This is a genomic window from Streptomyces sp. NPDC042259, from assembly GCF_055582085.1.
Window position 1 is genome coordinate 68,981 of the sequence record NZ_JBVJDW010000014.1, and the last position, 21,997, is coordinate 90,977.

The window sequence follows — 21,997 nt, forward strand, 5'->3', positions numbered from 1 at the left end:
TTGGGCAATCTCAGGTCCCTGTGAAGTTTCCAAAACAGTTCCCTCCGGTCATCGGCAGGGCAGGCTCGGGACCCGAGGAGGCACCAGGCCCTCAGCGCCCTCAGCCCGCACTGCGCGCGGTAGAGGGCTGCACGAGGGCGTCGGCTGGGCGGGCGTGCAGGCGCTGGCCCTCGATGACGGCGACGGGTTTTCCCGGGCTCAACCGACACGACTACGCAGATGCGATCCGGTTTGCATCCATTAGTGCGTTAATAAGGGAAACGGTCTCGGGGGATGAGTACGCTCCCGTCTCGGCCGCGATGCGTGCTAGCTGGTGGGCGATGCGTTCCATGCCGATGCGGTCGCCGGTTTCGCTGTAGAGGGTGAACATGTCGCGGTAGAGCATTTCGGAGCTGGGGTCGCAGGCCAGGCCGCGGGTCGCGGCGGAGGCGGCGGCGCGGAAGTCGCGGACGGCGAGTCGGCGTACGAAGAGCTCGTGGGCGACGTCGACGGTCGCGGAGATCATCTCCTGGATGTCGTGCTCGGCCCAGATGTAGCGGGACTGGTCGATGTCGCTGAAGGGGCGGCCTCGCACGAGGGCCAGGGCCTGGGCGAGGGCGGTGTCAGCCTCGGTGCCGGTGTCGTGCATGCCCTGGCGGTAGAGGTCCTGGAAGGCGTGCCAGTCACAGCTGACCTGGTCGTTGAGAGCGTAGATCCCCTTGGAGATCGGGGGCAGGTACTGCGCTTGGGGGTCGGTGGCCGGCAGCAGCGGGTCGCGGCCGAGCCAGATGCGCAGCTTGCTGATGTAGGCGTTGCGGCTGTCAGCGCTGATGCGCAGGCCGGGCCAGATGGCCTCGTCGAGCTCCTGGCGGACCTGCCCGGGGTGGAGGATGAGCCAGGAGGCGATCTCGATGAGGACGGGGCGTCGGCTGGCCTCGAGTTTGCCGAGGGTGCCGACGATGTCGACCGGCCCCAGGACGCGGATCTGCGGCGCGGCTGGCGGGTCCGGGGGCGTGTTGAGCGCGGTCAGCACGCCGGAGGTGACCGCGGTGATCCGCGGGGCCGGGGTGCTCGCAGGCTCGGCGTCCTCGACAACGGGGTCGGGCCCTGAGGCAGAGGGGGACGGTTCGGGCTCGCCGAGTGCGGCGGGGGCCAGCGCCGAAGCCTCCTCGTCGTCGGTGTCCTGCACCGGCGCAAGGACCTGCTGCGCGGGATCCGGCCCCGTCTCGGAGGCCGTCCCAGTGTGGCCGGCGTGCTCCTGGAGGACCTCGTGGAGTGCGCCTTCGAAGGCCTCGGGCGAGATCCCGCTGGCGTCCGGGCCTGGTGCGGCTACCTCGGCGCCGGCGGCATCGCCCTCGGGCCGGGCGGGTGCCGCGGCGATGTGCTGCTCGGCGGGCGGGGGTGTGCCGGTGACGTCGGGGGCCAGGGCGCTGTCAGGCACCGCGCCCGGGCCAGCGATTGGGGCGGGGACGGCGGCTGCGGAATGGCCGCCGGCGCTGGCGCTGGCGGCGTAGGTGACGGTCACGGCCACCGGCTCGGCGGGAGACGGGAGAGGTCGGGGCCCGTTGGGTTCGGCTGCACCGTGCGGCGGGCGGGTCCAGGCCGGGGGCGGGAGGTCGTCGGTGCGCTGAGAGGTGGCCAGCAACTGCACGAGCGGGGCGTAGGCCTCTTCGTCCAGGCGCTGCACGGTGACCGCCAGGTCCAGGCCCGGCAGTTGGACGGGGCCGCCGGGGGTGACGGGAAGGGTCCACGCGCCGGGAAGATTAAGTGCGTCCTGGGCCGCGGTGACCACGGCGACGGCGGTGCGGGGGCGGGAGGAGAGCAGGTCGGCCAGGGCATCGGCTTCCTGCTCGGTGGGCACGCTGGTGGTCATAAGGATCTTGGGGATCCAGCTGTCGCCGCCCTCTGCCGACAGGCGCGCCTGGTGGAGGCTGTCGAGTTCGTTCTCGGCCAGCGCGCTGCGCTGGAATGCGTCGTGAGCCTGTACCTCGGGCAGGGCTTCGGCGAGCGCGTCGTGGTGTTCGAGGCGGGTGGGGTAGACGTCCTCGAGTTCCTGTCCGGTGCCGGACAGGACGAGGGAGATGTCGTCGGCGAGCTGGCAGGTGGCCAGTTCGACGGCCATGGCGCGGATGACGGCGCGGACATCGTCTTCGCTGCCCTGCAGGCGCAGGATGCCGGCGGCTTCGAGGTTGACCAGGACGGGCTCGCCGTGGCCGGTCGTGCCGATGCTGACCAGGGCCGGGTAAGGAGCGGTGATGTCGCGGGCGTCGTCGTCGCCGATGAGGTCGTCGCTGCGGGCGGGGCACCACCAGCGGTCGGCGTGCTTACCGGCTTGGGTGAACGGGGCGAGCGGCGGGGTCGGTGCGGACAGGTGCAGTTCGATGCCGCCGGCTGCCACGCGCACCGCGTCGATTTCGGGCAGCGGCCGCTTGTACTGGGCGCAGTTGGCGGCCAGGGTGCGCAGGGCGCGGTCGAGAACGGCGATGCTGGGTTCGTCGGAGGCGGCACGCAGCTGGGTTTCCAGCTGTGCGATCTTGCCGTCGGGGTTGGGCATGGGGATGCGGCGCTTGTGGCGTCGGCGGCGTTGCTGGAGGGCGCGCCGGGTTCCCAGTGCGGCCAGGACGGCGGCGGCGAACAGGCTGGTGGCAGCGGCAACCGCGGTGGCCGACAGAGGGGAGTCATCGCTCTGGCCGGCCGCGGAGTCCGCGGGGGTGTCGGCAGGCGGTGCCGGGGTCGCAGGTGTCGCGTGGTCCTTGCCGGCGTTCGGGGCGGGGGCCTGAGAAGGCCTCTCCTTCTCCGGGCTGCCGGTGGTGTCCTTCCCGCCGCCGGGCGCCGGGTTCTGGCGCTCGTCACCCTTGGGGGCCGGGTCCAGGGTGTTGTTCTCCGGTGCGGGCTTGCGCTCGTCGTGGTGGGTGTCGCCGCCGGGGGATGGGGTGTTCTTGGGCGGGAGCTGGAGCTGCCAGCCCGGGTAGATCTCGTCGGGGTCGCTCAGGGTACGCCCGTCGCTCTGCTGCTTGCCCTGGTTCAGCTCAGCGATTTCCTGGTAGGCGCCGGGGTCGCCGAGCTCGTCCTGGGCGATGGAGGACAGCGACTCGCCGCTCGTGACAGTGTGCGTAGTGGCGTGTGCCCTGGGGGCGTTGTCCGGTGCTGCGGTCAGCTGGGTGTGTGTTCCGCCGTGGTCGGCGGCGGGCTTGGGGTCGGCCGGCAGGCGCAGTATCCAGCCGGGCTGCAGGACGGTGGTGTCCGCGGTGAGAAGTGTGCCGTCGGCCTGGGGGACGCCCTCGTTGGCCTTGACGATGTCGTGCCAGCGGTTGCCCGCCCCCAGGCGCTCCTCGGCGATCTGCCACAGGGAGTCCCCGGCTTTCACCTCGTGAACCGGGCCTGTGTGGGAGGCGGCTGCCTTGGCGGCGGTGGTGGGAACGGCCTGCGCGGTGGCCGCGGCGGAAGCGCCGGTGGACTGAGGGGCGGTCACCGCGAGGCTGGCGGCCGAGGCGGGGGTGGTGGCGGCGAAGGCGGCGGACGTGGGCAGGAGCAGGATGATGCCGCCGACGAGGGTGCCGGCCAGGCGCTGGGTGCCGCCGAGGACCCGGATGCGGGGGGCGCGGCGGTGCCGCAGGACGGAGACGAGCTCCAGGACGACCGAGGCGGCGAAGGACAGATAGCCGTACCAGCCGATCAGGGTGATGGCCCCGAGGAACAACTGGCCCGTGTCGTCCTGCTGGGTCAGCATGGCGGTGACGTCGTCGATCGACGGCACGTCATGGGGCAGGACGCCAACCTGCCACAGGAGGTACGGCACCAGGACCAGGAGCGCGAGGAGCGCTGCCAGGCATATCAGTGCGCGCAGGAAGGCGGCCGGCTTGCTACGAGTTGTCATCTTCATCCCCGGTAGACCAGGTCGGCGCTGCCCCGGCCGGAGACCGTCCAGCCGCCGCCGGGCAGGAACATCGGAGCATACGTTTCGGTGACGGTGACCTTCAGCGCCGCCCCGTCCTCGCTGACCTCGACCGTGCCGCTGGCCCCCGCGGCGGCGAGGTAGGACCGGGCGGTTGCCACGGCGGCGTTGCGGTCCACCGTGATGCCCTGCCCGGAGATGGCCTTGCCGGCGTCGATGGCCTGCCCGCCGGCCCGTGCCGCTTCCTGCGCCACTCCCTCGGCGTGGGTGAGGGTGCGCAGCTTGCCGCCGCCGTCGATGACGAGCGCGGCGATGGCGAAGAGGCCGACGACGGTGACCAGGACGAACAGCGACATGGCTCCGTCGTCGCGCCGCCACCAGGCGGTGGGCAGCGCGCCGCGCAGGCGCGGCGAGAGCGTGGGGCGGGCGGCGGTCATGGAGGTTCCTGGTTTCAGTTGCGCTGGCGGTAGGCGTCGATGGGCGAGGTGAAGTTAGCCCGGAGGGTCTTGGAACCGGGCAGCCCCGGCATGCCGATGTCCGACAGACGTACGGTGCAGCTCACGGTCGCGGTCGTCGTCGAGGGGTCCCCCAGGCGAGCGGAGAACCCGCCGGTGGAGATGCTCGTCGAGACCGCCGTGCAGGGAAGACCCTGCTGACTCAGGAAGTCCTGGGCGACCCGCTCGCCGGCCGAACGCGCCGCGCCGGCACTGCGCTCCAGCGACGCGGCACGGGCGGCATTGCGTGCGGCGCTGTCGACGGCGTTCCCGGACGCCTGGATCCGGCCGAACGCGATGATCAGGCAGAGCACCAGGATCAGCAACGGCAGCAGGATCATCGCCTCGAGCGACAGAGCCCCGCCGTCACGGCGGGCGCCCTCGCGTATCCGGGCGAGGAACAGCGGCAGGTTCATGGTCACGGCTGAGTGATCCGTTCGGTCGCGGCCTCGGCGTGCTGGCTTACGGGCAGCTTCAGACCGGGGATCAGCGTGTCGACGTGCCCGCTCACTTCGATCCTCACCGTCTGCCCACCCCGGCTTCCGCTCACCTGGGCACCGGAGATGCTCCCGCCCGCCCGGCCGACGAAGCTCTGCGCCTCGGCCGTGCCAGCACCGATGCTGGCTCCGCGGACGCGGGCCCGCTCCACACCCTGCTGTGCGGCGGCAAGCGCGACGTTACGCGCGTGCCACCACAGCCCCACATGGACGGCGAGCATGACCAGCAGCAGCACGGCCGGGAACACCATCATCAATTCGAGGCTGAGCGCGCCGCGGTCCCGCTGCCGGCCGCGGACGGCCAAGGAGCGGGACCAGCGGCGCAGCACCGCTGTCACTTGATGGCGTCCTTCTTCTCATTGACCTTGGCCAGCAGCACACCGGCGACGACGATGGCGATGCCCACCAGCGCGCCGACAAGGATCATCATCTCGATGCTCATCGCTCCGCGGTCCTCGTTGCGGGCCTGCTTCAGGCGGGCCACCGTGCCCTGGGCGCGGGCGGACAGCAGGGGCCAGATCGGGTCATTGAACATGTTCTTACTCCTGTGTGGGCGGATTAGCTGGCGATGATCCGCGTGATCGCGGGGTAGCCGATGTAAGCGGTCATGATCACCACAAGGACGGACACGGGCATGATCATTCGCTCGGATGCGTCGTTGGCCTTCGCCTTGGCGGCGGTGAGCAGCGCACCCGAGAGCGAGCGCGCCTGCGCGCCGAGGGTCTCGCCGACGGCTGCGCCTTCCTCGCCGGCGATGGAGATGATGTCGGCCGGCACGCCGAGCTCGGGGATGTCCAGCTCGAGGGAGAGGCGCTTGAGACCCTCCCACGGGCTGATGCCTTCCAGTTCGGCCCGGGTGATCGCGTCCCTGATTTTGATGAAGACCCAGCCTTCGCCGATCTCGGCGGCCCTCTTCAGGGCCTGGGTAGGGGCCGCGTCCGCGGCCCGCTCGAGCTGGACCAGGCGCAGGTAGGCCTTGATGGCGTGCCGGAAGTCGGCCCGGACCTCGGTGGCGCGCTGCTTGGCGTGCACGTCGGGAGCGAACCAGAACAGCAGGGCGAAGACCAGGCCGGCTGCCGCAGGGACCGGCAGCGGCAGCGGGTAGCCGGCCACGGCCGCCACAGACACCAGGAGCGTCGGCAGCAGCAGACCGTACAACGCCAGCGCGATCTTCAGGCCGACGTGCTTGGTGGGGCTGCGGCCGATCAGCTCCAGCTCCTGACGCGGCAGCCGCAGCGTCCCCTCGCCGGCCGCGCGCAGCAGCGAGGCGCCCAGACGCTCCAGCCCCGACGCCGGAGCCGCACTGGCCCGTACGGGCTGGAGGTTCTCCAGCCGGGAGGCGTCCATGCGGTCCAGGACGTCGGACACATCCGGGCGCCCAGGACGCAGACCCCGGTAGACGATGACCAGGCCCAGGCCGACCGCGGCGCCGCCGATGACGGCGTACGGGGAGATCACGCGCTGCCCTCCTTCTCGCTCTCGCCAGCCGTGCGGTCAGCCGAGGACAGGAAGCGGGGGGTCGGCTCGATGACCGCCATCCTGCGCATCCAGATCTTCACCAGGACGAACCCGATCCCCAGAGCGACCAGCGTCATCTGGCCCACGGCCGTGGTGTAGGGCTCCACGTACGCGCCCGACAGCATCGACACCGCGAAGATCGCGAGGCAAAAAATGGTGACCCAGCGGTCGTTCGTGCGGGGCTTTTGCCGGTCGGCCTCGATCTCCCGGCGGGCGTAGACCTCCTGCGCCAGCGCGGCCGCGAGATCGTTCAGCGCCCGGCCGAGCCCGGCACCGCGGTCCTCGACATGCAGGATCAGCAGGGCTGCGACCTCATCGACGATCGCGTCGTCCATCTCGTCAGCGAAGGACCGGTAGGCATCCTGCGGCATCCAGCCGGCCGACAAGCGCGAGACCAGCCGCGTGACTTCCCCCGCGATCGGCTTCGGCACTGTCTGGAGACTGCGCTGGATGCTCTGCTCCAGGCTCACACCCACCGTGTGAATGTCCGAGAGCCGGCGCACCCACTCCTCGACCGCTTCCAGCCGGGCGATCTGCTCCTTCGCGCCCGAGCCGGGGTTGAGCAGCCACGGCAGCCCGGCCACGATCGCCGCGGCCACCGCACCGCCCATCGGCCAGGACGTGAACAGCCACACCAGCAGGCCGATCACTAGGGCGCCGCCGAAGCGGGAGCTGCGCCGGGCCCACCATGCCGTCGGCCCCGGTGAGCTGGTGCCCAGGCCAAGGGCCGCGCGCAGACGCTGCTCGGTGCGGCTGCGGCGCCGTGCCGGGCTGGGTTCCCAGCCGATGCCGCCGGCCACGGCCATGAACAGTCCCGCGACCACCGCGACGGCGGCCACGGCCGCACCCAGGGACGAGAGAGTCAGCGTCATACCGGCACCACCGTGTTCAGCCGCCGCTCCTCCCAGGCACCCCAAGGGTTCATCAGCAGGTTCCGGTCGAACCCAACGCGCTCGATGTCGGCCAGGAAGGTGGGGCTGGGCATGCCCTGCGGGACGGCACGCACCTCGCGGTGGCCGTCCTGCTCACGCGGCGCGAAGATCATCTGATGTGAGGGGCGGCCGTGCTCGCCGATCCCGGTGATCTCCATGACGTGGGAGACGAACCGGTGTTTGCGCCCCGGCCGGCCGTCGTCACCCACCAGTTCGGTCTCATCGATGAGCCGGATGTAGATCACCAGATCCACAGCCTGCGCTATCAGGCGCAGGGCCAGCTGCTCGCTCATGTTGATGCCCGCTTCCAGGCACAGCGTGGTCAGACGCTCGATGCTCAGCAGCGCGCTGCGGGCGTGCAGCGTGCACATACTCCCGCCTTCGCCCTCGTTCATCGCGTGCAGCATCGGCACGACTTCCTTGGAGCGGACCTCGCCGACGATGATGCGGCGCAAGCTCATGCGCAGCAGCTGCGGGAACAGATCGGAGAGCGTCAGCTCGCCCATGAGCTTGCCGTCCGGGCCCCGCTCGCCGTTGGACTCGCGTCCTTCGTAGGCCACGACCTCCGGGCCCTCGGGGTCCTCGTGCAGGTACAGCTCGTACTCGCTCTCGAGCGTGCCCACGCGCTCGGTCCTCGGGATCTCCCGCGCGGCCGCGCGCAGCAGGGACGTTTTTCCCACGCCCTGGGAGCCCACGATGATGATGTTCTTGCGCGCCTTGACCGAGGACTTGATGAAGGCGGCCAAGGTCGTATCGATCGTGCCCCACTTCACCAGGTCATCCAGGCCCTGCCCGCGGGTACGGTGCCGGCGGATGACGACCTGCGGCCGCGGCGTGATCCCGTACGACGCTGCCAGACGCGACCCGTCCGCCAGCCGCATATTCAGATTGGGGGTCGCCGGAGTCAGCGCCCGCTCGCCCTGGCCGCCGGTGCGCGCAATGTGGTTGATCAGCTGCACGAGCGCCTTGTCGCTGGGCGCGATGGGCTCCCACATCCGCGACGGGCGGTCGGCGTAGTCCACCCGGACCCGATCGGCGCCGTTGATGATGATGTTCTCGACATTGGGGTCATCGAGCAGCGGCTGCAGGCGCCCGGCGCGGAAGAGCTCGTCGAAGACCGCCTTACGCAAGGCCGTCTCCTGTTCGACGGTCAGCGGCGTCTGCCCGCTCGCGGCGTACTTGACCGCCCACTCGCTGACCGTCTGGCTGATGACCTGCATGCCGTGCTGGCGCCGGTCCGCATCGCTCATCGTGCCGTCGGCGGCCGCGGCCCGGCTGACCTTCGAGCTGGCCTGGTGCCGCAGCTCGGCGATCACCTCGTACGACACCGGCAGCGTGCTGAAGTATCCGCCGGCTGGTGCCTGCGCGGTGTCCGCGGCCGCGGGAGCGACAGGGGCCGGCACCACCGACGGGGATGCCACGCCCGGTACGGGCCGGCGGTTGCTCAGCGCCTTCTGGAAGTCCGCCACGATGTCATCGACGCCGGGCTGCCCTTGGGGGGCTGCAAAGTTTTCTGTCATGTTCTTCCTTCAGCCCTGGACCGGCGCGGGCCGCGCGAGCTGGAGACGCCGACGGGTGACCACCTCGTTGATGCGGTCATGCGCCGAGCGCGCCGACCGCAGCAGGGTCCGGCCGGCCTTCTTGAACTGGCCGTGGGTGAGCACGTCCGCAGTGTCGGGGTCCCACTCCAGCGACGCGAAGGCCGGGGCTTGGAGCCACTGCTGGATATTGCTCGACGACAGCGAGCCTTCCTCGATAACCATCAGCCCCAGCGCGTCGGCTCCCGTGCCTTCGTGCGCGAGCTCATCGCGCAGGATCCGCACGGCCGGGGCGGCCGAGACCACCGACGCCTGCGTGGAACGCACCACCAGCAGCACCACATCGGCCGCCCGCAGCAGCGGTGCCGGGTACACCGAGGTGTTCAGACGGGTCTCGGACTGCGCCACGATACGGCCGGCGTCGATGATGACGTCGTAACCGCGGTGGTCCATCACGGCGATCAGCTCCGCGATCGCATCCCAGGTGCGGGCCATCGACGGCGCCTGCGCCGGATCGGTCAACCCGGGCAGGAGCATCCGGGCCCCGGAATGCGACTGGTCCAGGGAGACCCAGTGCTGGTGGAACTCCGTGGCGAGCGTGCCCTGCCGGTCGGCCGCGGCGAGCCGGTGCAGGCCGACCTGCGCCGAGCCCTCGCCCTGAAGGAAGCCGGCCCGGATGGTGCCGCCGGACGGGTCGGCCTCGACCAGCAGCGACGGACGGGGCGAGGACAAGGCCAGGGCCAAGGAAGAGCACGTGACCCCGGATGACTTCCCGGAAGCCAGAGCGATGACGGCCATCAGTGCTTCGCCTTCAGCACGATCGAAGCGCTGCCAGTGGCCGCCCAGGCGGCCAGGGTGGGGCTGCTGGTACCGGCGGCGGCGACGTCCACGACCCGGGCACCGTTGGCATCCGCGTCGCCAACCCGCGTCACGACGGCCGGCTGGCTGTCGGGACCTGCGGTGTTGTTCTTCCCAGAGGCCCCGGAGCCCGAGTTGCCGGAGCCGGAGGAGTTGTTGCCGCCCGAAGGGGTGTAGACGATGACGACCTCGTCGCCCGGCTGGAGCGCCTGGGAGGGCAGCTGGCCGGGCTTGGCAAGGATGCCGACGACATCCTTGCCCTGGGCCAGAGAGGCCTTTTCCCGCACAGACTCGGTGGTCACCAGAGTCCCGGCCGGCATATCCGCCGCGGCCGCCTTCCCGATGATCTCCTTCTTCCGGGCCACCGGGACCGGGTGCAGCGCGGCATCACGCGATACATGGGCAATGACCAGGTCCGACGGCTTGATCGTTGCACCCGCCGGTATCGCCTTGGCGGTGGCGATCACGCTGACACGGTCCCCGGCGTCGTTGACCAGCCATACCGCGATGAGAGCCCCCACAGCCGACAGGGCAAGTCCCGCACCCATCACGACCGGGCGCCGGCGTCGCCGCGGCGCGTCCTGAGTGATCGGCAGCGGTCCCTGCGGGGCCTCAGACGCGGCCGCGCCCTTCTTGCGATCTGCGAACTTCGTCGCCATTTGCTTAATTCCTTGTGCTAGTTGACGACCTGCAGCTCGCCAACGCGCGCCGTGGTCTGTGCCGTGCGGGTCTGATTGGGCAACGTCCCGGTCTCCCCGTTCGTCGCCGTCCACGTCACCACCCAGGTCGTCGTGGCCGTGATGGAGTACTCGCCGCCTGCCGGCACCTTGGTGTAGCGGTAGCCGCAGTCAGGGGAATCCTTCTTGCCGAAGTCAGGGCTGTACGCGGTCCCCGGGCTCGTGCAGTTGACGGTGTGCCCGTCACCCATGTTCCAGCCGATCCCGGTGACCTTCGCGGTCGCGGTGACGGACAGACCGCCAGCCGCTGCCGTAGTCGACTGCGGGCCCCAGGTGGTGTCGGACCTCTCCACCCACATCCACACCGGCATCCCGATCAGCCCCTTGCCACCGGGCGGCGGAGCGCTGCCGACCTTCGGAGCCTCCAGCTTCATCTTGCTGAACGCCTGCTGCGCCAGCTCGGCGGCAGTAGGCATCCGGACAACTCCCGGGGGAGCGGTCTGCATCCAGATGGCGCCCTGACGTCCGCCGCCGATGTCGGCTCCATCGGTGCCGTTACCGCAGTTGCGCTCGTAGATTGCTCCGTCGCCCGGCTGGTGGCCTTCCCAGGCAGGGTCGCCGGCAGGGGGCTGGGGACTGGCCAGCTGGATGTAGCAGCCCACCGCCGACGAGTCCGGCTGGTAGTAGTCACCGATACCGTCGATGTGGCACCTGGGTGTATGCACCGAAGGGTTGTCGTCCGAGCAATTCGTCCGGCCGCCGCCGCCTCCGGAGTTCGAGACGGAACCATGACTGCCGCCTCCGCCTCCACCGCCTCCAGCGCTGCCACCGGTGTTGACACCGGCGCAGATGAAGACGCTCTGACAAGACGTGACGTTCGTGCCACCGCCATCGGCAAAGGCAGCAGATATGCCGAAGAGCTGCAGCACACCGACAACGATGGCCAGTGCCGGGAGGAAGCCGAGGCGCCGAGCGCTCAGCATTTCCGGTCCGTCACCTGAACATCAACCACCATCCACCGCTCACCGACCGTCCGGGCAGAAACGTTGGCAATGAATCGCGTCAGACGTTCCTTGGGGAGGGGCAGCAACTCGCCCGTCTTCTCCTTCATCAGCTTCCACTGGGAGACGTCGACGCAGTCCGTGAGCGCTGCCTTCTTGGGCGACGCATCGAGGCTGACAGAATCCACCTTGGGGTCGACCTTGACCGTCCCCTTAATGACGTTCCCGTTCTGCTGCAGAGTGATCAATTCACCCTTCGTCTTGCTCAGTGCTTTGTCGAAGGCGTACTTGTTCAGGTCGGTGTCTACTGGGCTTGCCTTGGCGTAGGCCTTGACCTGGGCGTCCCAGTACTTGCGGTACACCGTGATCACCTCGGCCTTGGCCGCCTCCTGCGGGTCTGCGCTCGCTCCGGCGCTCCCCGACGCAGTCGCCGCTGCGCTGCCGCTGCCGCTGGGGGTTGAGGGGTCGGTGCCCAGGGATTCGTCGTCCTTTTTGCTCCCGCAGCCGGCTATGAGCGAGCCGCTTACGAGCACCGCGGCGCCCCACGCGACGGCGCGCAGGCCGCGCCGGGTCTGTCCACGATCGGCGATCGAAAGTGTCATGGGCGCATTTCCCCTCATGAGTGCTGCATAAAAGCCTGTCAAATACACATATTCGGTGGGCAGTCTCCGTAATCCATTGCAAGGAACGGTGGCGGCCGTGGCCGTTCAGGGGCCCAGACGCGGTACGAAGACGTTGCTCAGTCCCGCGGCTGCCGCCGGGCGGCGGCCAGAGCGCCTCGCAGGCGCCCCTCGGTGGTCCCCAGCAGCTTCGCGGCCAAGGGGACGCAGTGGTCGTCGAGCGTGGACTGGCCCCGCTCGATCCGCGACCATCGGGCCTGGGCAATGCCGAGCGCGCTCGCCAGGCCGCGCTGACTCAGGCCGTTTCTGACCCGCAGCCAGGCCAGGTCGCCGGCCACCTCGCGCTGCAGCAGCTCGGCGAGCGGTACGTTCAAGGCGGACGCGAGAGCACTCAACGTTCCCAGCCTCGGTGTACGTCTGCCCCGCTCGTACAGGCAGATGTGAGGGCCCGCCACCTGCGCACCATGGCCCCTCGCTAGGCCGGCGAGCTCCTCCTGCGAGAAGCCGGCGGCGGCACGCAGGGCGACCAGCGCAGAGGCGTTGAAGCCCGCAACCCCGCGACCCCCCACCGCTCGCCCTCCCCCGGCGATCCGCTACCCGCCTCACCGCTCTATGGCGGAATGCGAAGAGCACACGCGCGGCCCGGCACGCACTGGGGCTCGGCGCGATGATCATCATGCTGACGATCGGGAGGATATCCGGCCGGAGGGGCGTGTGCGGCGTGAGGGGAGGAAGCTGAGCAGCCCGGCAGGCGGAAGACCGGTGATGGCGTACGGGGGCGTCATCGGGAGCACCGACCGGCGGCAGGCCGATACGCATGCGTTCCCTCCCCATGTCCCTGCATTGCAACTCATCGTTGCTTACCGACTGAATCTGATCGGTAACTTACCCGAATCTGACACGGCTGTTTGAGCACGTCAAGCATGATTCGAACACTCACCCTCCCGCTCTGGGTGATTTGCTCGATCTTGTCGAAAATGGCGAGGAAGCCGGACATATTGCGGCCATCCAGTCGGGCAGCGCCCCCTCCGCAACACCTGGCGGGCCGTCAGCGCCCTGCGCATTGAGGCGGATACGCGCGCATCGCTCCAAGCACCTGACCCGGCGGTACGGCACTCAGGATGCACTTGCTCTCGGTGAGAAGCCCGGCACTTACAGCGGCGCGTAGCGGACTGTGGTGCACGTCATGGAAAGCTTCCGGTGGTCGGCGAACCTGAGCTGTTTGCCTTGTTACAGCACGAACGAGGGCCGGCTGGACCGCTGCGCCGCCTTGTGAACGCAGGTGCTCAGGATGCCGAGGTCCCGGTACCGCCCGTTGCCGGAGACGGGGTTGTGTCGCGCAGCCGGTAGATGGTGCGGGTGTCGGGGCGTAGCGGGAGGTCTGGGCGTACGCGGGCGCGGGGGCGGAAGACGGAGCCGCGGGTGTAGGTCACGCTCTCGATGGCGCCGTCCTTGTAGACCGGGCCGACGAGGTTGCCGTTCTCGTCTCGGATTCCGATGCGCGTGTTCTCCGTCCAGCTGGCGCGTCGCCAGGTGCCGTAGTCCCCGCCGGCCCCGGAGTCGCTCGACGCGTCGGCCGCGGGGCGGGGCTCGGCGGGGGGAGGTGTGTAGTCGAGGACGTTCATGCGGTGCAGCGCTCCGGCGCGGGCGTCGGGGTGCTTGGCCAGACGCTTGAGCGCCTTCACCGATCCGGGCTTTCCGCGCTCCTGGGCAGGCGGCACTGGCGGTTTGCGCCACTTGCCGAAGGAGAACTGAGCGGCATAGGAGTACAGCAGGCGGCCTGCGCCGTGGTCTCCGTAGGCGGCGGGCTGCAGGTACCACTGGCGGCCGCGCTGGGCGTGCACGGACGTCACCAGGATCAGGCCGAGCGTGGTGTCGACGGTGTGGTTCGGGTGGGCGGCGAGGACACCGCCCAGGACGGCGTGGCTGGTTCCGGGAACCTGCTCCCCGTCAAGCAGCGCCTCGAGTTCGTCGTCGTCGGCTTGGACGGCGGCCAGCGGCACCGGCTCGTGCAGAACCACCGCCCACGGTCCCGGCAGCCGCAGGGCGGCCCGGTTGTTCGCGCTAAGGCTGGCAGTCGTGGCTACGTCCAGGGCGAGACCCTCGGGGATGAAGTGTGCGTGCGGCACGGCCAGGTAGGCCGCGGTGGTCGTCACTGCGGCGATCGCGTGTGAGCGCCTGCTCTGCGGGCTGAGCCGGCGGTCGGGGGTGAAGGCCTTGGGGGCGACCAGGCCCCAGCGCAGCGCGCTGACATCCGTTGGGTGGAGGTCGGTCAGGTCCTCGGTGAGCCGGTGGGGGGTGACGCGGGCGTAGGCGCCATCCGCATCCTGGTCCAGCGCCAGCGCTTGGAGGACCTCGCCATGGTCATCTACCGCGGTGCTGGCACCGGCACCGACGGCGACGGCCGCTCCCGATGAGCCGCCCACTTCTCTACCTCGACGTCGACGGGCCGTTGAACGCCGAGCGCGGGGTAGCGTTCGGCGACTTCCTCGGCTGTCAGGGGGTGCTCGGCGAGCAGGCAGGGCGGACGGCCTGTTGTCGGCGCAGGTTCAACGCAGGGTCCCCCCGAAGGTGGTCCGGGTGCCGCCCGTGGCCGATGTCTCGACGGTGATGGGGCCGGGGACCGCGGTGTCCGGGATCGTAAAGCGGATGAGCGTCGTTGCGGTACGGTGCGGCGCGATCGGCGCGTCCTTGTACCCCAGGCTCGGGGTGATGCTGGCGATCTCCTTCAGTGCGTCGCCGCTGAGCACCCGCAGGGAGATGTTCATGCCCGTCTTGGGGCCGGCGCTGTTGTTGGCGACCGATAGCTCGAGCTGGGCCTGGCGTCCTCGGCCGTCTCCTTGGGTGAGGCTGATGGGGGACAGACGGAGGCCCGACTTCGACCAGGTGCCCAGGGGCACCGTGGCGCCGGCGGCAGGTCCTGTGCTGCTGCTGGGTGCAGGGGACGTTGCCGGGGCGTGCCCGGGCAGGTTGCCTTCGAAGAAGAGGTTCTCGGCTTGGGCCATCCCCTCCTTGGTGACCTCCGCGGTCACGGTCGCCCGCGCGCCGGCCGCCGGTGCAGGGACGGCCACCCCGATGTCCGCGGTGAGGGTGCCGCCGGGCCTCACACTGGCCGTGCCGCGTTCGGGGAGGCCGGGCAGTGCGGCGCCGGTGAAGAGTGTTGCGGCGCGCCCTTCGTCTCCGTAGCGCACGGTGAGGGCGGTGTGCGGCAGCTTGGCTATGTGGTCCGTCCGGTTGGTGAACTTCATGGTGGTCCGCAGCGCTGTCCATCCGGCCGGAATTGAGCGGGCGTCCGCAGGGGCTTCGGTCTTCTCTGGGGTGCGCAGCTCAAGGGTCCAGTCGCCGGCTGCGGAGACAGGCGTGCCAAAGGCGGTGATGCCCTCGGGTGTGGCCGGTGCGGTGCTGGGAGCAGCTGATCGCGCAGGGGCCGGCTCGGCACCTGCGCGGGCCTCACTGTTCTGGCTGCAGCCGGCCGTCAGGGTGGTGATCAGCGCCGCTGCGGCGAGGGCGGTTGTCGTACGGGGAGCGCGCATCACGGTCCTTCTGGTCGAAGCGGGTGTGGTGGGTGGGGGACTCGCTGACCTGCCGGGCCGGTGGTGTGCGTCGTTCCGGGTCAACGGCGTGCGTGTGCGGCGTACCTGCGCCGACCGCCCGGTGGTGTTCTAGCCGCGGTTGGCGTAGGGCGAGCTGGGTCCGTCGCCTCCTGGTGGTGCTGATGGGGCTGGGAGGAAGCCGGCAGGCCCCCATGGTCCGGGCGGGACCGCCCACGCCACCGGGACTCTCGGCGAATCGGTGTGGTGCCTCGACTGCGTGGCCGACCTGGTCCCGCAGGGGCCTGTGCCTGCGGGACTCGCGCTGCGTCCGTTGCCGGCCGGCCGGGGGCTTGCCGCAGAGTGCCAGGACCTGGGGGAGCGTGGGGACGCGGGCCGGACGCGATGGACAACGGTGCACCTTCGTTCGGGGCGTCCGGACGGGCCGGCGGCCAGGTGGTGGTTTCAGCAGCATGCGGTCCTGATCGTAAGTCTGTGGAGGGCAGCCGCGGCCGCCCTTGGGCCGGATCCGGACGGCCTCCGGGGCGCGAGCAGTACGACGAGGCTGGCCCGACGCCTGGTCACGACCAGCGGGGGCGCCGCCGCCGTTCGGCGGCGGCCTTATGCTCGCGGCATTTGCGGCAGGGAGGAAGTCGCTCATCGTTTGGTAGGGCGGTTTGGGGTCCGCGGGGCCGGGTTTCGTGCCGCACCGGGCTGCTGCTTGTGGTCGCGGATGCGGGCCCGGCCGGGGTGCCGGTCATGCCGGGTGAGGAAGGTCGAGTTCGAAGGCGTGGCCGAACTCCAGGTTGTGCGGCGGTGGGGTCGGTTCGCCCGTGGTGGTGTCGGTGGCGTAGGCAGCGAAGGTCTGGGCCTCCGCGAGGGGCAGGAATGCACCGGCGCTCACTTCCCACCCGTACGCGACCTGTCGACCGTCCGCGCCGGTGCTGCGGGCGACGATCCCGGTGGCCCAGCCGGTGACCATGCCGCAGGAGAGGATCTCGGCAACGACGGTGTTGTCCACGAGGTCGGTGACCCACGCTTGTTCGCCGAGGTGGTCGACGATGGCCCCCTGGGTCAGGAGCATGCCGCTGCTGCCGATGAGTGTGCAGGCGGCAAGAGAGGCCGCGACGGCCCCGCGGTCTTCCAGCTCTACGAGGATGGCGGTCAGAGCGTCTGCGGCCCTCCGTGCGGAGGCTGTACCGAGTTCCTCCGGGTCGTAGCCGTGGGCGTGGCAGAAAGCCCGCACGGCGGTCTGCGCGGCGGTGAAGGTTCGGATCTGCTCGGCGGACCCGGTGGGCGGCCAGGCGTCAGGGGACACGGGGGCGGCAGTCCTTCCGAGTGTGGGGGCAGTGTTGTGGCCGGGGCCTGGAGCGGGCACCGGCGGCCGATGAGGCCAAGTCAGCGTGGCAGGGCTGTGGTGAGGGGGATGGCCGAAGGGCGGGTGATAGCCGTGTGGAGGAGGTCGACGACAGCCGTGCGGATGGCGGTGGGTTCCACAGTCCAGCCCGCGTGCCGGGGGTGCTGGGAGGCCGCCGCGGTCAGCAGCAGAGTGAGGGAGACGGCAGTGGCCGCACGGGTGTTGCGATCGGCCGCCCGCGGGTGGGCGGTGATGAGGGTGCGCTCCAGCCCGGTGGTGAGCCCGTTGTAGATCTTCCGGTGCAACTCGGCGAACCGATCGTCCCCCTCGGCCGCCCGGGCCTCGACGGCCCGCAGAACGGTCCGGTTCGCGCGGTAGAAGCGGAAGAAGGCATCCACCAGCTGAGCGGCTGCCTCACGGTCGAGGCCTCCTGTCGTGGGCACAGGGCTGAGGAAGGCCTTTCGCGCGACGTCGTCGGCCAGGGCCAGGACCGCCGCGTCGAGGTCGGGGAAGTACTGGTAGAAGCTTGCGTTCGAGGTCTTGGCACGCCGGGCGATGTCGGCGATGCGGATGTCGCGGTAGGGGGTCCACTTCAGCTCGGTGACGACGCTGTCGAGCAGTGTCCGGCGGGCTCGCAGACCGGCGGCGCGGAGGACGCGCCCGTCGGCGGCCAGGATGGCGTTGGGCATGGGAAGTTCCTGTCCGTGCTGACAAAGGGAGGTTCGGTAGACGGGCCAGCTGTTCTCGCGGGGGAGACGGCTCCGTCAACACCTGAAAAGATACCATCACTAAAATAGTTAAGCAACTCCCTGGGGATGGGGAAGAGCCTCCTGAGCCGAACGGCGCGACAGCCGGGGGCCCGGCGACAGTGCCTCGGTGGCCGTGCGCGGATAGAGCTCCTCGGCGAACCGTGCAGGGCGAGCCGGTGACGTCGGGCTCGGTCGTGCTCATGAAAGTCTCCGAGAATGCGATGGTGACAACGCCGCAGGAGTGCGAGGGACGGCGCGCGGCGGCGGTGGGCGGGCCCCGTCACCGGGGCCGCAGGCCGGGCCGGGGGTCAGCGGTACGATCCGGGCCCGCGCCCCAGCTGGTAGTGGGCCGCCAGCACCTGGTCCGCCAGAACGTTCGGGCGAGTGCGGAAGGTCAGAGTCGGCTCGTCGCCTGAGTCCACGACGGCCAGGCCCAGGCCCGGGTCGGACCCGGCGATCTGGGTCAGCGCGCGCTGCACGGTCCGGCTATCCAGCAGGAGGACGCGGCCGGGGCTGCCCGGGTCGGTCCGCAGCCGGCCCAAGGTGATGCTGCGCGCGCCGGGCGCCGCGCGGTCGGCGAAGGTCAGGCAGGCGTAGGCGATGACCGCGGCGGGCACCGTGCGGCCGGCGTTGCGGTTGATGACCAGTTCCTGCGTGCCGGGTCGGTGGTGGCGGCCGCGGGCCTCCTCGACGCGCAACACGTTCAAGGCGCGGAAGGGGTTGGAGAGCTGCTCCTCGACCGGCGCGTGCTTGTGCCCTTGCGGGACGGGCGTAGGCCCGTACATGGAGATGAAGGCCGTGATGTCGCGCGTGAGCGCGCTGTCGGAGGGGGCGGTCCAGCCGCTGTCCACGACGTCGCGCTGCACACCGGCCCGGACCTCGTCCCGGGTCATGCGCGAGAGCCCGGCCAGGGCAAAGAGCTGAAACCACGTGGGGACCTGGCAAGGCGGCTGGAGGAGCCACCAGTGCAGCAGCCACAGACTGCCGGGGTCCTCCAGGTACGGGTCGGCACCGTCCTCGCCGAGAAGCCAGTGCCCGTGGCGGGTCGGTTGCAGACCGGCACGGGGCCCACCGATCGGGGTATCGGCTATCAGGCCGAAGGCGCGGGACCAAAAGCGCAGCGCCGGCACCATGCTCGAGCCCACGCCCAGTGTGACGGGGGCGTCGGGACGGGCGAAGACCTGCGGGTCCTCCAGGACGGCCTGGTGGGCCTTGAGCAGCCAGCCGGCCCGCGGCGGATACGTACGGTGCCGGCCGAACGAGGGGAGACAGCCCTCCAGTGGGCGGTGATCGGACACAGAAGACTCCTGAGGAAGAGAGGGGGAAGACGTGATGCGCGGCCGCTGACATGTGGCTGGCGCGGACCGGCGGGTGCGAGGCGGCGTGGGTCAGCGGGTGGCGCCGATCCAGATGTCGAGCCACGCCTGGCGCATGAGCCGCTGGCGCCGACGGCCGTCGGGCATGACGCGCTTGACGCGAGCCCAGAACTCCGGGCCGTGCGGCTTGCCGGGCGGCCGGGTGGCGTGGGCCAGCTCGTGCACCAGGACGTACTCGCACAGCGCCGCAGGGAGCTGGAAGAGCGGCCAGTGAAACGACGCCTGGTCAGCGAGTTCGTCGAACACGCCGGCCCGGACCTTCCCGAGGTCGCGGACATCCAGGCCGGGCTGGGCCCTTCTGCCGGCTGCTATCCGACGCCACCAGGAGGGCGCGTTGCGTTCTACCCAGGCAAGACCCTCCTGGCAGTACCAGTCGGTGAGGACGTCGGCCCCGCGGGCGCGGACGTCGGCCGCGCTGACCACCAGCTGCCACCCGTCGTCGTGCCGGACGCGCCGCGTCGGGCCCTCCTGCTCCGTCAGGTACAGGCGCATGCTCTGGCCGAGCCAGGTGAACTCCTCGCCGTCCACCAGCTGCTTGACAGGGTGACGGGGAGCCTTTGTGGCGAGCTTGATGGCATTACGCTCCAGCTCCGCGGCCTTGCTCCGGACGAAGTCGACGACCCTCTGCGGGGCTACCGGGGGCCGGACCCTGACGGTGTGCCGGCCTGAGATGTCGGTAGTGATGACGATGGGCTGGCGGCGCTGGGAGATGACGACGCCGAAGTCTCCTGCGGCGAGCACTCCGTCGTCGACGAGAGCCTTGCGGATGAGCTCCGCCAAGGCGCGATCCTGAGCAGTGGACGGCAAGAGGATTCCTGATCCGATAGGGGGCGGGATGCCGCCCCGGGTTGAGAGGTACGCAGGACCTGCGCACCTCAGTGCGACGAGCCGCGGCACTGACTTGAAAGGGCTGGTCTGCCGGCCTTGCGGAGTGGGCAGCCGGGCTGTGCCGGCTCGCCTTGGCGACCTCGAGGCCGGCCGCCAGACGGTGGAACGAGGACTTCCGGAAGCGGGGGCGGCCCGGCCGGGTTCGCCCTGGCCGCGCCCCGCGGGCCGTGCTCAAAGGGCGCCGGGACCCGCCGGTCAGGCGGTGGCCTTGTCCCAGACATAGACCGGGCCGCGCGGGCGCCGTACGGGCTTGCCCTTGGGGCCGTTGACGTGCTGGCGGATGATCCGCTCGGCGTGCGTGCAACCACCGACGGCGTGCAGACGGGTATTCAGGCAGCGGTTCGGGCTGCGGTACGGCGGGACCTCCCAGCGGTAGTCCGTGCGCGGGGGCCTCCGGCCGTCGCAGTCCCGGCGGTCGAGCTCGCTGGCCTCGGCCGACGGCTTGTGGCTGGCCCGCAGCCGCACCACGTTCACATCGCCGTCCCCGGTGATGCCCGCGCGCCGGTCGCGCTTGCGCCCGGCCCGGTCACGGGGCACGACCTCGGTCTCGGTCCACGCGTGCTCGCCGGTCTGGGACATCAGCTGCCAGGCGGTGTAGACGGTCTGGGCCCAGCCGCCGGTCGTGCCGAGCGGGGAGCCCGCCTCGGGGAACTTGCGGCCGAGGAACAGAACGGTCTCGTTGTCCCACGTCAGCTCCGGCCGCCCGGGGAAGTCCAGAGCCGCGACGAGCTCCCCGGCGCGGGCGGTGTCGCCCAGCGCGGGGCTGTGCAGCATCGTTCCGGGATCCACGCCGTAGAGAGCGGCCCCGCACGCGGTGTAGAACGTGAGCCATATCCCGTGCTCGGCCGGATGGACGAGCTCCCGGCCATGCACGGTGTTGGCGATCCACTCCACCGGCACGCGCCCGAGGTGCGGGCGCCACAGCGACCAGGAGACCGCCACGATCGGCGTATGCAGTTGGACCGGCGCCCCGCCCTGGCCAGCCGCCGTACGGGTGTTCACTGCGTACGAGCCGATGGGATCGGCGAAGACCATCAACCCGCTCGGCGACGGCAGACGGTCCGCGCTCACCGGCTCAGTCGGAGGCGTCGCCGCGGCGGCCAGTGACGCGGCGGTGGTGTCCTCGTCGGCGTAGTACAGCCGGGCCTCCGCGAGGCGCAGCGCCTCCTGGCCGCACAGAACCAAAGCCGCCGTGGCGGCCGGGTCGGGAACCTTGACGTAGGGGAAGAGGCTGGAGTGCCCGCCCACCAGCGAGTTCTTCATTTGCATGAGCCCGATGTTCGTCCGCTGCCACTCCTCCATCTGTGGCCGTATCTCGGCGAGTTGGTGTGGCTCCGGCGCATTCCAGCGCCAGTTGACCGCGTCGGGTGCGGAGAAGTTGGAGTCCAGCACAGTGCCTCACAAACAGGGTGGAAGTTTCATGAACCGAAGAGGGGGGGCGCCGATCTATCGCGTCCAGACGATTAGAAACTTACACCCAAAAAAACAGTTAAGCAATCTCCGGGTGGTTTCGTGGAGGCCAGGCTCGTCCAGTCATGTTCGGCCCGTCGCGGAGGAACTGGTTTCCCCGGCTCCGTCGTCGACTTCGCGGTTCGCTCCGGCGAGCAGGTCCGCCGCGCCTCGCGCCGGCGGCGAACAGCTGGGCGGCGCCAACGCGGCATGCCCATACGGAGCGTGTCGACCGGATCGGCGTGGCGCGGAGACGCGGGGAGCAGGGCTCGGAGTCCTCGGCCCAGACCGCCTTACCTGGCGCAGGCTGCGGCCGGGAGCCCGTCGGCCGGGGCCGACACGGTCTCGGCCGACGGACGGTGAGCCGCTTACGCACAGTCGCGCAGCAGGATCTGGGCGGCCTGCGCGGCGCTGTCGGCGTGGATGGTGGCCACGCTGGCACAGGCGGCGTAGAGCTCGGCGAAGAGGGTGTCGTCGAACTCGTCGGCCTCCTGATCGGTCTCCGGGGCGGCCCTGATTTCCAAGATCGTGCAATGCCCGTCCGGGCCGATCGTGCTGATCACGTAGTACGCGCGGCCGTTCCCGGCGGGGGTGACGGAGGTCTTCACGGGGATCTCCTTATGGGTGGGGCTGGTGGTG

Annotated in this window: 22 protein-coding genes; 1 reads left to right on the plus strand and 21 read right to left on the minus strand. The window is 70.4% G+C overall.

Translation table 11 applies throughout. The features are described 5' to 3' along the window. Positions 1-211: 211 nt before the first annotated feature. The 11 genes from ACZ6MA_RS29645 to ACZ6MA_RS29695 are packed head-to-tail and all read right to left on the minus strand — an operon-like array spanning position 212 to position 11,113. Positions 212-3,856, minus strand: coding sequence for a LysM peptidoglycan-binding domain-containing protein (locus tag ACZ6MA_RS29645; protein ID WP_469437482.1), 3,645 nt, complete (start codon positions 3,854-3,856; stop codon positions 212-214). 2 nt (positions 3,857-3,858) lie between these two features. After that, positions 3,859-4,311 carry a pilus assembly protein TadG-related protein gene (locus ACZ6MA_RS29650; protein WP_469437484.1) on the minus strand — a complete coding sequence of 151 codons (453 nt, stop codon included), beginning with the start codon at positions 4,309-4,311 and terminating at the stop codon, positions 3,859-3,861. Positions 4,312-4,325: 14 nt separating this feature from the next. Then, positions 4,326-4,784 carry a TadE/TadG family type IV pilus assembly protein gene (locus tag ACZ6MA_RS29655; RefSeq protein ID WP_469437613.1) on the minus strand — a complete coding sequence of 153 codons (459 nt, stop codon included), beginning with the start codon at positions 4,782-4,784 and terminating at the stop codon, positions 4,326-4,328. Between the two features lie 2 nt (positions 4,785-4,786). Next, positions 4,787-5,203 (minus strand): TadE/TadG family type IV pilus assembly protein, encoded by a 417-nt coding sequence (locus tag ACZ6MA_RS29660; RefSeq protein ID WP_469437486.1) that lies wholly within the window; start codon positions 5,201-5,203, stop codon positions 4,787-4,789. Next, complete coding sequence (locus tag ACZ6MA_RS29665) at positions 5,200-5,400, minus strand: hypothetical protein (protein ID WP_469437488.1); 201 nt, start codon at positions 5,398-5,400, stop codon at positions 5,200-5,202. The genes ACZ6MA_RS29660 and ACZ6MA_RS29665 overlap by 4 nt, the downstream gene beginning before the upstream one ends. Before the next feature lie 23 nt (positions 5,401-5,423). Further along, on the minus strand, positions 5,424-6,323 hold the full coding sequence (locus tag ACZ6MA_RS29670) for a type II secretion system F family protein (RefSeq protein ID WP_469437490.1): 900 nt from the start codon (positions 6,321-6,323) through the stop codon (positions 5,424-5,426). Then, positions 6,320-7,222, minus strand: a complete 903-nt coding sequence (locus ACZ6MA_RS29675) for a type II secretion system F family protein (protein ID WP_469437492.1) — start codon at positions 7,220-7,222, stop codon at positions 6,320-6,322. Before ACZ6MA_RS29675 ends, ACZ6MA_RS29670 begins: the two co-directional genes overlap by 4 nt. Positions 7,223-7,251: 29 nt before the next feature. Continuing rightward, positions 7,252-8,835, minus strand: coding sequence for a CpaF family protein (locus ACZ6MA_RS29680; protein ID WP_469437494.1), 1,584 nt, complete (start codon positions 8,833-8,835; stop codon positions 7,252-7,254). 9 nt (positions 8,836-8,844) lie between these two features. Further along, entirely contained in the window at positions 8,845-9,597 is a 753-nt protein-coding gene (locus ACZ6MA_RS29685; protein ID WP_469437495.1) for a hypothetical protein, read from the minus strand. 53 nt (positions 9,598-9,650) lie between these two features. Next, entirely contained in the window at positions 9,651-10,370 is a 720-nt protein-coding gene (locus ACZ6MA_RS29690; RefSeq protein ID WP_469437497.1) for an SAF domain-containing protein, read from the minus strand. A gap of 17 nt (positions 10,371-10,387) precedes the next feature. After that, positions 10,388-11,113 (minus strand): ATP-binding protein, encoded by a 726-nt coding sequence (locus tag ACZ6MA_RS29695; protein ID WP_469437499.1) that lies wholly within the window; start codon positions 11,111-11,113, stop codon positions 10,388-10,390. A gap of 63 nt (positions 11,114-11,176) precedes the next feature. On the opposite strand from ACZ6MA_RS29695, the gene ACZ6MA_RS29700 reads away from it, so the two are divergent. Next, positions 11,177-11,389: a hypothetical protein gene (locus tag ACZ6MA_RS29700; RefSeq protein WP_469437501.1), complete on the plus strand. Its 213-nt coding sequence runs from the start codon at positions 11,177-11,179 to the stop codon at positions 11,387-11,389. On the opposite strand, the gene ACZ6MA_RS29705 is transcribed toward ACZ6MA_RS29700, so the two are convergent. The 10 genes from ACZ6MA_RS29705 to ACZ6MA_RS29750 form a co-directional block, all read right to left on the minus strand. Continuing rightward, entirely contained in the window at positions 11,365-11,991 is a 627-nt protein-coding gene (locus ACZ6MA_RS29705; protein WP_469437503.1) for a hypothetical protein, read from the minus strand. The genes ACZ6MA_RS29700 and ACZ6MA_RS29705 overlap by 25 nt on opposite strands. Positions 11,992-12,128: 137 nt before the next feature. Then, the gene (locus ACZ6MA_RS29710; protein ID WP_469437505.1) at positions 12,129-12,578 is read right to left on the minus strand and encodes a helix-turn-helix transcriptional regulator; all 450 of its coding nucleotides are present in this window, start codon (positions 12,576-12,578) and stop codon (positions 12,129-12,131) included. 717 nt (positions 12,579-13,295) lie between these two features. Beyond that, a complete protein-coding gene (locus ACZ6MA_RS29715; protein ID WP_469437507.1) occupies positions 13,296-14,435 on the minus strand; it encodes a hypothetical protein in 1,140 nt (379 codons plus the stop codon). A gap of 123 nt (positions 14,436-14,558) precedes the next feature. After that, positions 14,559-15,542, minus strand: coding sequence for a hypothetical protein (locus ACZ6MA_RS29720; RefSeq protein WP_469437508.1), 984 nt, complete (start codon positions 15,540-15,542; stop codon positions 14,559-14,561). 754 nt (positions 15,543-16,296) lie between these two features. After that, positions 16,297-16,857, minus strand: a complete 561-nt coding sequence (locus tag ACZ6MA_RS29725; RefSeq protein WP_469437510.1) for a hypothetical protein — start codon at positions 16,855-16,857, stop codon at positions 16,297-16,299. Between the two features lie 80 nt (positions 16,858-16,937). After that, positions 16,938-17,585: a hypothetical protein gene (locus ACZ6MA_RS29730; protein WP_469437512.1), complete on the minus strand. Its 648-nt coding sequence runs from the start codon at positions 17,583-17,585 to the stop codon at positions 16,938-16,940. A 368-nt stretch (positions 17,586-17,953) separates the two neighbouring features. After that, positions 17,954-18,943, minus strand: coding sequence for a DUF4007 family protein (locus ACZ6MA_RS29735; RefSeq protein WP_469437514.1), 990 nt, complete (start codon positions 18,941-18,943; stop codon positions 17,954-17,956). Between the two features lie 90 nt (positions 18,944-19,033). Beyond that, positions 19,034-19,801 (minus strand): YgjP-like metallopeptidase domain-containing protein, encoded by a 768-nt coding sequence (locus ACZ6MA_RS29740; RefSeq protein WP_469437515.1) that lies wholly within the window; start codon positions 19,799-19,801, stop codon positions 19,034-19,036. Between the two features lie 303 nt (positions 19,802-20,104). Next, a complete protein-coding gene (locus ACZ6MA_RS29745) occupies positions 20,105-21,301 on the minus strand; it encodes a hypothetical protein (RefSeq protein ID WP_469437517.1) in 1,197 nt (398 codons plus the stop codon). 425 nt (positions 21,302-21,726) lie between these two features. Continuing rightward, positions 21,727-21,966 (minus strand): hypothetical protein, encoded by a 240-nt coding sequence (locus ACZ6MA_RS29750; protein ID WP_469437518.1) that lies wholly within the window; start codon positions 21,964-21,966, stop codon positions 21,727-21,729. Between the last annotated feature and the right edge of the window lie 31 nt (positions 21,967-21,997).